Source organism: Streptomyces sp. NPDC101219, from assembly GCF_044767675.1.
Taxonomy (GTDB): domain Bacteria; phylum Actinomycetota; class Actinomycetes; order Streptomycetales; family Streptomycetaceae; genus Streptomyces.
The window spans coordinates 1-12,324 of record NZ_JBIWOK010000025.1; the positions used below are offsets into that span (position 1 = coordinate 1).

Here is a 12,324-nt window from a genome sequence, read left to right on the forward strand (position 1 = left end):
GCACCCCAGACCCTTCATCTGGACCAAGACCGCCGACGAGATCCTCGACAAAGTCGCCGCCTACTGCCGACGAATCTCCGACTCAGGTCACTAGGACCTCTCGTCCGGGGCAGGCCGGATCCCGGACGAAGCCCCCTGGATCCACTCCCGCGGTACCGTCGCCCGGATCCGGTCGAGCCACTCCACGCCCATCCGGCGCCCGTCGGGCAGCTCGTCGTCCCGGTCCCAGCGCCAGGTCGTGACGATCGCCAGCACGAGGAGACGGCAGGCACGGAGCAACTCCTCATCGACGCCGGGGTAATGCCCGGCCACCTCCTCGGGCGCATGGGCGAGGTCGAACTCGACCGGCCCGCGGCAACAGGTCTCCAGGTCGATGAACAGCAGTCCGTCCCGCGTGCTGAGCAGGTTGCCCGGATGCGGCTCGCCGTGCAGCAGCTGATCGCTCCGGCCGCGGAGCCCGGCGATGACCTGGGCCGCGCCGCGCAGCACGGAGTTGAGCAACTCCCGGTCCGCATCCGAGAGTTCGGGCGTGCGCTCGCGGTCGGCCAGCAGCCGCCCGGCCTGCGCGATCCGCTCGGTGACGTGCGGCGCCGGCACGTCGAGGGTGCGCATGCCGGCGTGCATGCGGGTAAGCGCGTCGGCGTAGTCGGCCGGGGCGGCCTCCCGGGACGGCACGGATGCGTAGTAGGTCCACAGCGTGACGACGAAGCCGTCCCGCTCGTGGACACGTCGCTCCCCGCGGGGATCGAGTGCGGCCACCGGACACCCGGCCGCGACGAGCCGCTCGGCCAGCCCGACCTCGAACTCCGCGACCTGTTGCGCCACCGGGGCCACCCGCGCCAGGACATCGCACGGCAGCAGCCGCAGGGTGAGCTTGTTCGAGTTCTGCACGACGGTCGCGTCGTCCACCGGCAGACCGAGGGACGACACGACCCACCTGGCCGCGGCCGTCGCCCGCCGCACCTGAGGTGCCTGCATCGTCGTCGGTTCCCCTCACTCGCCGCGAGGTGCCGACCCTATCCTGCGGCCGACGTGCGGGCGCAGCTGTTTTCCGGGGGCCCGGACCCCCGCTGCGGGGCCACCCGCCCCGAGTACCGCGGAAGTTGCAGACACCGCACTCCTACCCCGACGGTTTACTCCCGTCTTCAACCGACCGGCGGACGCGGCCGCCCGGGCCCGCCGCGTACCGTCTCCCCGACTGCACCACACGCGGCGCGGGGGGAGGCGCCGCAGGGGGCCGGCCGGCGGAGCCGCGGCGGCCTCCGGTGGATCCGCGGCAGGCGCGAGAAGGAGCAGCCGTGGAACCCGGCCGGGCGGCTCCCGAGCGGCAGTTGAGGCGGTGGGATCGCGGAACGGGGGACGCGATCCCACCGCAGCCGCCCTCACCCGCACGGGACGTGGGGCCTGCGACGCGTCTCCGCCCTGCCCGCGCTGCGTGCCGGCCGGGGCACCCCGCGCCCACCCTTACGATGATCGGGGCTGATCGTTTCCACAGCCCGAAAGACATCCGTACCACCGGGGGAGCACCATCCACATGCGCAGGGCAAGGACCATCATCGCGATCGCCGCGGCAGCCGGGCTGCTGGCCGCGTGCGGCGGCAGCGGCGACGACGACAAGAAGCCGGCCGCCGACCAGGGAGCAGCCGCGTCGTCCGCGCCGGCCGCCGGCGGTCAGGACAAGGAGAAGGACGACGAGAAGGGGACGGACGGCGGCGACCGGGCCGACAAGACCTACGAAGTGACCCTGGAGGTCGGCGGCAGCGGCAGCACCAGCGTCTACTACGTCCTCGGCACGAACCGCACCGAGCAGGTCTCCCTGCCGTGGAAGAAGTCGGACAGCATCACCCTGAACAGCACCCAGCGCAAGGTCGGCACCATCGTGTCCGTCGTGCCGGGACCGGTCACCCAGTCCGACGGCCGGCTCGCCGCCGCGCCCTGCTCGATCACCGTGGACGGCAAGAAGGTCGTGGACGACCCGGGCGGCGCCGAGGGCAACCACATCTGCCAGTACACCCTGCACTGACCCGCACCGACGGGGGCGAGCGCGCCGCCACCGGTCCGCCGCAGGCGCCGCGCTCGCCGCCGGGCCGTCACGGTGCGTCCCGCCACCGGTCCGCCGGAGGCGCCGCGCCCGCCGCCGGGCCGTCACGGCCCGGCCGTCGCCCCCGTCCCCCGAGGTCTGCACTACCGTGGGCACATGACGCAGCCGCTCGACGTGCTGGTGGTGGGCGCGGGCCCGACGGGACTCGCGCTCGCCGCACAACTGAGGGCCTACGGCGTCGCGTTCAGGATCGTCGACCGGTCCCCCGAGCGGGTCCGGGACTCCCGCGCGCTGGTCGTCCAGCCGCGCACCCTGGAAATGCTGGCCGCTCTGGGGGCGACCGACGCACTCGTGGCCCGGGGCAACCCGGCCATGCGCCTGCGCCTGCACACGCCCGGCCGGGTCGTGGAGCTCCGGCTGTTCGACACCGGGCTGGACGACACCGCGTACCCGTTCCTGCTGTTCCTGTCGCAGGCGGAGACGGAGCGGGTCCTCTCCGACCGGCTGGCCGCGCAGGACGTGACCGTCGAGCGCGGCACCGAACTCCTCGCGCTGGAGGCGACGGGCCCGTCCGTCACCTGCCGGCTGCGGCACGCCGACGGCGCGCGGGAGACCGTCACGGCGCGCTACGTGGCCGGCTGCGACGGCGCCCACAGCACGGTGCGCGAGCAGAGCGGCATCCCCTTCGAGGGGCACGCGTACCCGCAGACGTTCCTGCTCGCCGACCTGGAGGTGGACGGGCTGGAGCCAGGCTCCGTGCACTCGTACATGACGGGGGAGGGCATGGTGTTCTTCTTCCCCCTCGGTTCCCCGGCCGGCTGGCGCCTGCTCGCCGTACGGCCGCCGGACCGCCCCGGCACGGACGTGGACCTGCCGCTGCTCCAGGAGACCGCCGACCGCGGCACCGGCGGGCAGCCCCTGGCGCTGCGGGACCCGGTCTGGATGACGACCTTCCGCCTCCACAACCGCGGCGCCGCCCGCTACCGCTCCGGTCGCTGCTTTCTCGCCGGCGACGCGGCCCACATCCACAGCCCCGCCGGCGGCCAGGGCATGAACACCGGCATCCAGGACGCGCTGAACCTGGGCTGGAAACTCGCCCTCGTCCTGCGGGGAGCGGCGCCCGGGGACCTCCTGGACACCTACGAGGCCGAGCGCGCCCCCGTGGGCCGCGGCGTGCGCGCGCTCACCGACCGCGCGTTCATCGCCGCCACCGGCACCCACCCCGTCCTGCGCTTCGGCCGCACCCGGGTGGCCCCGCTCCTCGCACCGATGCTGCTGCGCCCGCCCGCGGTCCGCCGCCGCCTCTTCCGCACCGTCTCGGAACTGGGCATCCACTACCGGAACAGCCCCGTCTCCACGGCGGGCTCCCCCCCCGCCCAGGGTCGGCCCGGAAGCCGGGGACCGGCTGCCCGACCGCCCCCTGGGACTGCACACGCGCACGGCGGCGCCGGGCTGGCACCTCCTGCTCACCGGCCCGCCCCGCCTCTGGCCCGACGCACGGCTCGCCGCCGCCCTCGACGGCAGGCACGCCCCGCTGTCCGTCCACCACCTCGGCGGCCGCAGCCCATGGCGGGGCGTCTCCCACGCCCTCGTCCGCCCCGACGGTCATGTCGGCTACGTCGCCCGGGGCACCGACCTGACCGGCCTGCTGTCCTACCTCGACCGGTGGGCGCCCACCGGACACGGCTGAGCCGGAGGGAAGCGGCGTACGGAGGGCCTCCGCCCCCGTCGTCCCCCGGTCAAAACCGCTGGCCAGTGGGGGTCCTGCTGTGGCAGGGTCCCGACGCTGACCGACCATGACAGCATCGTGATCACCCCGCTGGACGAGCGCCCGGCGCTGCTCCCCCGCCTCTACGAGATCGCCGACACCTGGCCGGCCTTCATCCCGCACGATCCGGTCGGCGAGGCCCTGCTGGGCCGGGTGGCCGAGGACTTCCTCCACTACTGCGTGGTCGCCACGGACGGCGACCGCGTCGTCGCCCGCGGACTGAGCGTGCCCTTCGACAGCCGCGCCGAAGGCCGGGAGGAGATGCCGGACAAGGGCTGGGACCAGGTGCTCGGGTGGGCGTACCGCGACCGGCACCAGGGCCACCGGCCCACGGCGGTCAGCGCGCTGGAGATCGCGGTGGACACCGCGTACCTCGGCCGTGGCCTGTCCTACCGGGTGCTGGCCGTGCTGCGGGACGCCGTCGGGCGGCAGGGCCACGAGGCGCTGCCGGCCCCGGTCCGCCCGACGGCCAAGCACCTCGAACCGCGCGTCACCATGACCGACTACGTCCGGCGACGGGGCGACGACGGCTTCCCGGCCGATCCCTGGCTTCGCGTGCACGTCAAGGCCGGCGGCAGCATCCAGCGCATCGCTCCGGCGTCGATGACGGTCAGCGGCTCACTGGAGCAGTGGCGGCAATGGACCGGCCTGCCCTTCGACCGCGACGGTGACACCGACGTGCCGGGCGCCCTCGTCCCGGTGCACTGCGACACCGCGCGGGACCGGGCCGACTACGTCGAGCCCAATGTGTGGGTCCGGCACCGGGTCGGCTGAGGCGCGGGCTCCGCCTACCGCTGCCGGGCGGCCCAGTCGGCGATCCGCGTCCCGCCGGGCCGCGCGCCCGGACCGGGCAGCAGGGTGGCCCGCCCGAGCCGGGCACCGAAGTACGGGGCCTCGGGGTCGGCCACGACCCGGCGCGGATCCCCTTCGGCGGCCAGGGAGTCACGGACCAGTTCGTCCAGCTGGAAGGACTCCGGCCCCGTCACCTCCACCACCCCGTCGACGGGCGGGCCGAGGGCCGTACGGCACACGGCGGCGGCCACGTCGTCGGAATGCACGGGGCGGATGCCGACAGGGGCCAGGCGCACGGTGTCTCCGTCGGTCGCGGCGTCCGTGATGCCCTTCATGAACTCGAAGAACTGCGTCGCGTGGACGATGGAGAACGGCATCCCGGACGCCCTGACGAGTTCCTCCTGCGCCTGCTTGGCGCGGAAGTAGCCGCTCTCCTGGAGCCGTTCGGTGCCGACGACGGACAGCACGACGTGGTGGGCGACGCCCGCCTCGGCCCCGGCTCGCAGGAGGTGGGTGGTCGAGGTGCGGAAGAAGCGCATGACGTCGTCGTCGGCGAACGAGGGGGAGTTCGAGACGTCGACGACGACGGACGCGTCCTTGAGGACCTCGGCGAGCCCCTCACCGGTCAGGGTGTCGACACCGGTCTCCGGCGCCGCCGGTACCGCCTCGTGCCCCTGCTCGGCCAGCTTCGTGACCAGCTTCGAGCCGATCAGACCGGTACCGCCGATGACTACGACCTTCATGGTGGGATCCTTTCCGGTTGGTCTTCCGGCGGTGACACGGTGCCGTGGCACCGCCCGGAGGGGTGGCCCCCGGCCGCTTGAGCCGGCCAGGGGTCCGGCGGGCTACTCCACCAGCTTCCCGACGGTCGACACGTCCTCCATGAGCGCGGAGATCTCGTCCGGGATGGGACCGATCTCCTCACGGGTGACGCCCGTCGCCGGGGACCAGACCAGGTTGACCTGGAGCGCGGGGTCGGTCTCCGGGTGGTCGCTGCGGTTGTGGCAGCCGCGCGTCTCCCGGCGTTCCAGGGCCGCCTCCAGCGTGGCCCGCGCGGCGAGGGCGGCGGACCTGAGATCGAAGGCGTGCGCGAGGTCCTGGAAGCCGGCGATGTCGGGATGGACACCGACGTCCTCCATCCGCTTCTCGGTGTCGGCCAGTTCCGCCAGGCCGGCACGCAGCCCGCGCTCGTCGCGCACCACGCCCGCGTGTTCGGTCATGGTGTTGCGCAGCGCCCGCTGCAGCGACCGCACGTTCTCCGGGCCGTCGGCCGAGAGCAGGCGGTCCACCTCGGCCCGGGCCTCGGCCACCGCTGCCGTCGACCGCTTCCGGGTCTCCAGTCCCAGCGCGTACGCCGCGGCGGCCAGACCCGTGACGCGGCCGTGGACGAGCAGCTCGATGAGACTGTTGCCGCCCAGCCGGTTGGCGCCGTGCAGGCCGCTCGCCGCTTCGCCGATGGCGTACAGGCCCCGCACGTCCGTGCTGTGGTCGTCGGGCCGGACCCACACCCCGCCCATCGAGTAGTGCGCCGTGGGCGCTATCTCGACCGGCTCCCGGGTGATGTCCAGCATCTGCAGGTCCAGCAGCGTCTGGTAGACCCGGGGAAGCCTGGTCATGATCGTCTGCCGGGGGAGGTGCGAGACGTCGAGCCAGACGCCGCCGCGGGGTGTGCCGCGGCCCTCCTTGATCTCGGTGTAGGACGCCAGGGCCACCCGGTCCCGCGTGGACAGTTCCATGCGGGCGGGGTCGTAGCGCTTCATGAACCGCTCGCCGAGGGCGTTGCGCAGGATGCCGCCCTCCCCGCGGGCCGCCTCACTGACCAGCGTGCCGGCCGCGTTCTCCGGCTCGATGATCCCGGAGGGGTGGAACTGGACCAGCTCGGGGTCCCGCAGCCGGGCACCGGCCTCCACCGCGAGCCGGAAGGAGTCGCCGGTGTTCTCGTCCCGCCGCGACGACGTGCGCCGCCAGATGCGGGTGTGGCCGCCCGCGGCGAGGATCACGGCGTCCGCGTGGATGACGTAGCGCCGTCCGTCGGTGAGGTCGAAACCGTAGGCGCCGAACACGGCGCCGTCGTGCACCAGAAGCCGGGTGATGTACACGCTGTCGAGCACCGGGATGCCGAGCTGGGTCGCCCGCCGGACCAGCGTGCGCTGGATCTCCAGGCCGGTGTAGTCGCCGGCGAAGGCGGTGCGGCGGAACGTGTGCGCGCCGAAGAAGCGCTGGGAGATGCGGCCGTCGTCCTCCCGGGCGAACTCCATGCCGTAGCGCTCCAGGTCGTCGATGCCCCGGGCCGCCCCGCGGGTGACGATCTCGACGGTGCGCGGATCGGCGAGGAGATAGCTCTCCTTGAGCGTGTCCGCGGCGTGCTGCTGCCAGCTGTCCTCGGGGTCCGTCGTGGCCAGCGCCGCGTTGATGCCCCCGGCGGCCAGGGCCGTGTGCGCGTCCTCCTTGGGGCGTTTGCCGACGGCGAGGACGTCCACTCCCGCCTCGGCGAGTTCGATGGCCGCCCGCAGGCCCGCGCCGCCGGTGCCGATCACCAGGACGAGGGTGGCGAGGCGTTGTTCGTGGATAGCCACGGTGGCTCCGATCTCTTGGGCCGTCACTGAGTACGACCGGTCGGCCGGGGCTTTTGTGACAGAGGCCGGGTCAGGGCACCTCACCGGCGCGATGCGACGAGGGGTGGCGTGGCGGGGGAGCGGGGGCGTCGGGACGGTGCCGTGCCGCCGGCTGCAGGGAGGATTCAGGCCGCGACGGACGCGGCGAAGGGTGCCAGCTTCGCCGGGTTCAGCACCCACATGACCCGGTCGATCCCCTCGGCCGAGACGTCGACCGACAGCAGCGCCACGGCGTCCTCACCGGACCGGACCAGGACGGCCGGCCGGCCGTTGGCCTCGACCCACTGGGTCCGGGTCCGCGGCCAGAATCGCGGGGCGAACGCGACCACGTAGCGGGCGACACGCGTCCGCCCGACGACCGGGATCCGCGACGCGCCGCGTGCGCCCCCGCCGTCGGCGTAGCTGACGACGTCCGCGGCGAGGACGTCCTCCAGGGCACGCAGATCACCGGTGCGCGCCGCGGTGAGGAACACCTCCAGCAGGCGCTGGTGCGCGGACCGGCTGACCCGCTCACGCCGCTCCGCGGCCAGATGCCGGCGGGCCCGGCTGACCAGCTGCCGGGCGTTCGCCTGACTCGTCTCCAGGATCTCCGCGATCCGCCCGTAGGGGTAGTCGAACGCCTCTCGCAGGACATATGCGGCCCGCTCCGTGGGGGTGAGCCGCTCCAGCAGGTGCAGCACGGCCAGTTCGACGGCCTCCGCCCGTTCCGCGCCCAGTTGGGGGTCCGCACTCGTGTCGACGGGCTCGGGCAGCCAGGGCCCCACGTACTTCTCCCGCCGGACCCGTGCGGACCGGGCCGTGTTGAGCGCGAGCCGGGTGGTCATCGTGGTGAGGTAGGCCGCGGGTTCGATCACCTCGGCCCGGTTGCCCTGCTGCCACTTCACCCAGGCTTCCTGCAGGATGTCCTCGGCCTCCGCGGCACTGCCCAGCACCCGGTAGGCGATGCCGAAGAGCTGCGGGCGCGCGGCCACGAAATCACGCGTCGCCTTCTCGAGTGAGTCCGCATCGTCGCTTTTGTGCATCGATGCCCCTTCCGGCCCGCAGTCGTGTTCATGCTACGTCCGGCCTGGACGGGAGGCCGCGCGGGCGCCACCGGCCACCCTGGCGACCGCGCCCCGTGACCGGCGTCGTCCGTCGGTCCGGCCGCCGTCGGCCGGGGCGACCACGCGGGCCGCACGCCGGGCGGGGCGCGCGCCGGGGCCGGCCCTCCTCGGGCTTCAGCCGAACTGGCCGGGACGGTAGCTGCCGGCGGGCTGGCGGTTGATCACGTTGATGCGGTTGTAGGCGTTGATGAGCGCGATGAGCGACAGCAGCGCGATGAGCTGGTCGTCGTCGTAGTGCTTGGCCGCCGTCCGCCAGGCCTCGTCGGTGACACCGCCCGCGGCGTCCGCGATGCGGGTGCCCTGTTCGGACAGTTCGAGCGCGGCCCGCTCCGCCTCGGTGAACACGGTGGCCTCCCGCCAGGCGGCCACCAGGTTGAGCCGCTGCAGGCTCTCGCCCGCGGCGGCCGCGTCCTTGGTGTGCATGTCCGTGCAGAAACCGCAGCCGTTGATCTGGCTGGCGCGGATCTTCACGAGTTCCTGGGTCGCCGGTGGCACACCCGATTCCGAGGCGATCCTCGTCGCCGAGTTGATGTGCCGCAGCACCTTGCCCGCGAGGGGGTTGCCGAAGAAGTTGACGCGCGGTTCCATGACGCTCTCCTGAGGGTGGGGTGGTTCGGGTTCACCCCTGCTGACCGGGCAGGGGGCCGATGTGTGACACCCGTCGGCGGGCGGAGTAGCGGTCCCGGCCCGGACGCACTGTCTCCTTCTGCGTGCCGGGCGGGCGGGCACCCGGCGAGCGTCCGGTCGTCATCGGGGCCAGGGTGGGAAGCATGGCCGGCGAGAGCGTCCTGGTGACCAGCTGCCCGTCCGAGGCGACGGCGCCGGGCCACCGGACCGCCGACAGGGCCATGACCGCCCCGCGGACCTCGCCCGGATCCACACCGCCGCGGCCCTCCACACGCGTCGCGCCGCGGCTCGTCTCCTCACCGGGTGCGTCACGCACCGGCTCCCGGCCCGGTCTTCTGTGCAGAAGGCCGTGACATCCCTTCCCCGTGCACCACGTCGAAAGGAAGAACCGTGAGTGACATCGTTCTCGAACCCGCCGCACAGGAATTCGCCGACGCCACCGCCAAGCCGCCGTTGCTGTACGAGCTGGGCGTCGAGGGGGCCCGCAAACTGCTCGACGACGTACAGGCCCAGCCCGTCCCGAAGCCGGACGTCGACGACCGGTGGATCACCGTCCCCGCACAGGCCGGCGACGTGCAGGTCCGCATCGTCAAGCCGGCCGGGAGCACCGGCACCCTGCCCGTGATCCTCTACGTGCACGGCGGCGGCTGGATCCTCGGCAACGCCGGGACCCACGACCGCCTGGTGTGCGAGCTGGCCGTCGGCACCGGGGCGGCCGTGGTCTTCGTCGAGTACGACCGTTCGCCCGAGGCCAAGTACCCCGTCGCCATCGAGCAGGCGTACGCCACCGCCCAGTGGATCACCACGCGGGGCGCGGAGGAGGGCCTCGACGGCTCCCGCATGGTCGTCGCGGGCGACTCGGTCGGCGGCAACATGAGCGCCGCCCTGACCCACATGGCGAAGCGGCGCGGCGATGTGACCTTCCACCACCAGTCGCTGTACTACCCCGTCACCGACGCGGCCCAGGACACCGGGAGCTACCGCACCTTCGCCAACGGTCCGCACCTGACCGCGAAGGCCATGGAGTGGTTCTGGGACGCCTACACCACCGACCCGGCCGAGCGCGCCGAGATCACCGCCTCCCCGCTGCGGGCAACGCTCGACGACCTGCGGGACCTGCCGCCGGCGTTCGTCGTCGTCGACGAGAACGACGTCCTGCGCGACGAGGGCGAGGCGTACGCGCGCAAGCTGATCCAGGCCGGCGTACCGACCACCCACCTGCGCTACAACGCCACCCTGCACGACTTCATGATGCTGAACCCGGTGCGGGAGACCCAGGCGTCGACCGCCGCGATCGAGCAGGCCGTCCACGTGCTGCGCAAGGCGCTGGGAACCGCCTGACGGACGACGCCCGCCGGGCGTCACCGAACCCTGCGGGCCGGCGCGTCCCCGGATCGACGCGCACAGGGCCGCGCCGGGCCTCCGCTCACGCGTGCCGAAGAACAGCCTCGAAAGGAAAGTCCCATGAATACGCAGAACCCCACCATTGTTCTCGTGCATGGCGCGTTCGCCGATTCCTCCAGCTGGACCGGAGTCGTCGAGAAGCTCCAGTCCCACGACCATCCGGTGATCGCCGCGAGCAATCCGCTGCGCACCCTGGCGGGGGACGCCGCCTACGTGAGGCAGCTGCTCGCCTCCGTGGACGGCCCCGTGGTCCTCGTCGGCCACTCCTACGGCGGGGCGGTCATCAGCAACGCCGCGAAGGGCCAGGACAACGTCAAGGCGCTGGTCTTCGTCGCGGCCTTCCTGCCCGACGAGGGCGAGAGCGCCATGACCCTGGCCGGCAAGTTCCCCGGCAGCACGCTCGGTGAGGCACTCCGTCCGGTGCCGGTCACGAACACGGACGGCAGTCAGGCGGTGGACCTGTACATCGAGAAGAGCAAGTTCCACCAGCAGTTCGTGGCCGACGTGCCCGAGAGCACCGCGTCGGTCATGGCCGCCACCCAGCGGCCCGTGACCGACGCCGCGCTGGGGGGCGCAAGCGCCGCCCCCGCCTGGAGGGACGTCCCGTCATGGGTCCTCGTGGCGACCGAGGACCGCAACATCCCGCAGGAGACGCAGAAGTTCATGGCGGAGCGTGCCCGGGCCACGGTCGCGACCGTCCCCGCCTCGCACGCGGTCAGCGTCTCACAACCCGATGCCGTTGCCCGTCTGATCGAGGAGGCGACGCAGGCCGCGGCCTGAACACCGGCACCCCTGCCCCCGGCACCCGCACCGCGCCCGGCGGTGCGGGTGCCCGCGTCGCCGGCCCGCTCCACCCGGCACGAGCGGGCCGTCCTCTGTGTGCCGGACACCGGCGGTGTCCCGGACCGGAGACGCCCCGGACACGACACGACCAGGGAGCACCACGGATCGCCCCGGACCACCCCGGGCCCACCACGCACTTCCCCACGGACTCTCCAGGGCGCGAGGACGACCGCCGCGGCGGGACGTTGGTCGCAGGTTCACCTCAGAGCCGTCGACCCACTTCTTCCGAGGAGCCGACCGTGGACACGCACCTGGCGGAGACCGAGACCGCATACGACACCCGGACCGGCCACGACACCGGCCTCGCGCCCCGATTCGGACCCGCGCACCCCATCGCCTCCGCGCACCCCGTCGCACCCACGCCCGGAACAGCGACCGGCACCGGCGCGAGCGGCGGCAGGACACCCGGGGCCATCGACGACCTGGCGGACGCGACGTCCCTGTTCCTCAGCGTCCGGCCGTCCCTGTTCAGGATTGCCCACCGCATCGTCGGCGACGCGAGCGAGGCCGAGGACGTGCTCCAGGAGGTGTGGCTGCGCCTGCGGCGGACCGACCGCAGGGCCGTGCACAGCCCCGCGGCCCTGCTCCGGACGATCACGGTCCGGCTGGCGATCAACGCGAGGCAGTCCGCCCGTCGCCGCCGGGAGTACCCCGCCACCCCCTGGCTGCCCGAACCCCCCGGCTCCGAGGCGACACCGGAAGCGGTGGCCGAGCGGCAGGAGGCGGTGCAGCATGCGGTCGCCCTCCTCGTGGAGCGGCTGACTCCGAGGCAGCGTGCCGCGTTCGTCCTCCACGAGGGATTCGGATACCCGCACACCCGGATCGCGGGACTTCTGCACCTCAGCGTCGTCAGCTCACGACAGCACGTGGCCCGTGCGCACCAGCGCCTCGCCGGGGCGCACACGGAACGGACGCGGCGGCCGGCGGACGCCGCCACGCACCGCCGGTTCGTGCGCGCGTTCCTGGCGGCGGCGCAGACCGGGCAGCTCGCGGGCCTGGAGAAGCTGCTCCTCGACGACACCCTCGACGCCACGGCCGACGCCACGGCCGACCGGACCGGTGCCGGCCCGCTCGCCCGGGCGGCATAGCCCGCTGCACCCGCGTCGCAGCCACCCCTGGGCCGGACGGCAC

12 protein-coding genes are annotated in these 12,324 nt (G+C 73.4%); 6 read left to right on the forward strand and 6 right to left on the reverse strand.

The window, feature by feature from the left end:
- Window positions 1-90: 90 nt before the first annotated feature.
- On the reverse strand, window positions 91-978 hold the full coding sequence (locus tag ACIRPP_RS30920) for a phosphotransferase enzyme family protein (RefSeq protein ID WP_403649765.1): 888 nt from the start codon (window positions 976-978) through the stop codon (window positions 91-93).
- 556 nt (window positions 979-1,534) lie between these two features.
- Here ACIRPP_RS30920 and ACIRPP_RS30925 point away from each other — a divergent pair.
- From ACIRPP_RS30925 to ACIRPP_RS30935, 3 genes are all read left to right on the forward strand, one after another.
- Complete coding sequence (locus ACIRPP_RS30925) at window positions 1,535-2,023, forward strand: hypothetical protein (protein WP_403649767.1); 489 nt, start codon at window positions 1,535-1,537, stop codon at window positions 2,021-2,023.
- A 174-nt stretch (window positions 2,024-2,197) separates the two neighbouring features.
- A complete protein-coding gene (locus ACIRPP_RS30930) occupies window positions 2,198-3,841 on the forward strand; it encodes an FAD-dependent monooxygenase (RefSeq protein ID WP_403649769.1) in 1,644 nt (547 codons plus the stop codon).
- A gap of 7 nt (window positions 3,842-3,848) precedes the next feature.
- Window positions 3,849-4,583: an N-acetyltransferase gene (locus tag ACIRPP_RS30935; RefSeq protein WP_403649772.1), complete on the forward strand. Its 735-nt coding sequence runs from the start codon at window positions 3,849-3,851 to the stop codon at window positions 4,581-4,583.
- A gap of 14 nt (window positions 4,584-4,597) precedes the next feature.
- Here the strand turns inward: ACIRPP_RS30935 and ACIRPP_RS30940 are convergent, their stop codons facing one another.
- The 5 genes from ACIRPP_RS30940 to ACIRPP_RS30960 form a co-directional block, all read right to left on the reverse strand.
- Window positions 4,598-5,344, reverse strand: a complete 747-nt coding sequence (locus tag ACIRPP_RS30940; protein WP_403649775.1) for an SDR family oxidoreductase — start codon at window positions 5,342-5,344, stop codon at window positions 4,598-4,600.
- A 102-nt stretch (window positions 5,345-5,446) separates the two neighbouring features.
- Entirely contained in the window at window positions 5,447-7,177 is a 1,731-nt protein-coding gene (locus tag ACIRPP_RS30945) for an FAD-dependent oxidoreductase (protein WP_403649778.1), read from the reverse strand.
- A gap of 164 nt (window positions 7,178-7,341) precedes the next feature.
- On the reverse strand, window positions 7,342-8,238 hold the full coding sequence (locus ACIRPP_RS30950) for an RNA polymerase sigma-70 factor (RefSeq protein ID WP_403649780.1): 897 nt from the start codon (window positions 8,236-8,238) through the stop codon (window positions 7,342-7,344).
- Window positions 8,239-8,433: 195 nt separating this feature from the next.
- Window positions 8,434-8,907 (reverse strand): carboxymuconolactone decarboxylase family protein, encoded by a 474-nt coding sequence (locus ACIRPP_RS30955; protein ID WP_403649782.1) that lies wholly within the window; start codon window positions 8,905-8,907, stop codon window positions 8,434-8,436.
- Between the two features lie 31 nt (window positions 8,908-8,938).
- A complete protein-coding gene (locus ACIRPP_RS30960) occupies window positions 8,939-9,262 on the reverse strand; it encodes a hypothetical protein (RefSeq protein ID WP_403649785.1) in 324 nt (107 codons plus the stop codon).
- Window positions 9,263-9,336: 74 nt separating this feature from the next.
- On the opposite strand from ACIRPP_RS30960, the gene ACIRPP_RS30965 reads away from it, so the two are divergent.
- From ACIRPP_RS30965 to ACIRPP_RS30975, 3 genes are all read left to right on the forward strand, one after another.
- Window positions 9,337-10,287 (forward strand): alpha/beta hydrolase, encoded by a 951-nt coding sequence (locus ACIRPP_RS30965; protein ID WP_403649788.1) that lies wholly within the window; start codon window positions 9,337-9,339, stop codon window positions 10,285-10,287.
- Between the two features lie 123 nt (window positions 10,288-10,410).
- Window positions 10,411-11,130 carry an alpha/beta fold hydrolase gene (locus ACIRPP_RS30970; protein WP_403649791.1) on the forward strand — a complete coding sequence of 240 codons (720 nt, stop codon included), beginning with the start codon at window positions 10,411-10,413 and terminating at the stop codon, window positions 11,128-11,130.
- A gap of 302 nt (window positions 11,131-11,432) precedes the next feature.
- On the forward strand, window positions 11,433-12,281 hold the full coding sequence (locus ACIRPP_RS30975) for a sigma-70 family RNA polymerase sigma factor (RefSeq protein WP_403649794.1): 849 nt from the start codon (window positions 11,433-11,435) through the stop codon (window positions 12,279-12,281).
- The last annotated feature ends 43 nt before the right edge of the window (window positions 12,282-12,324 follow it).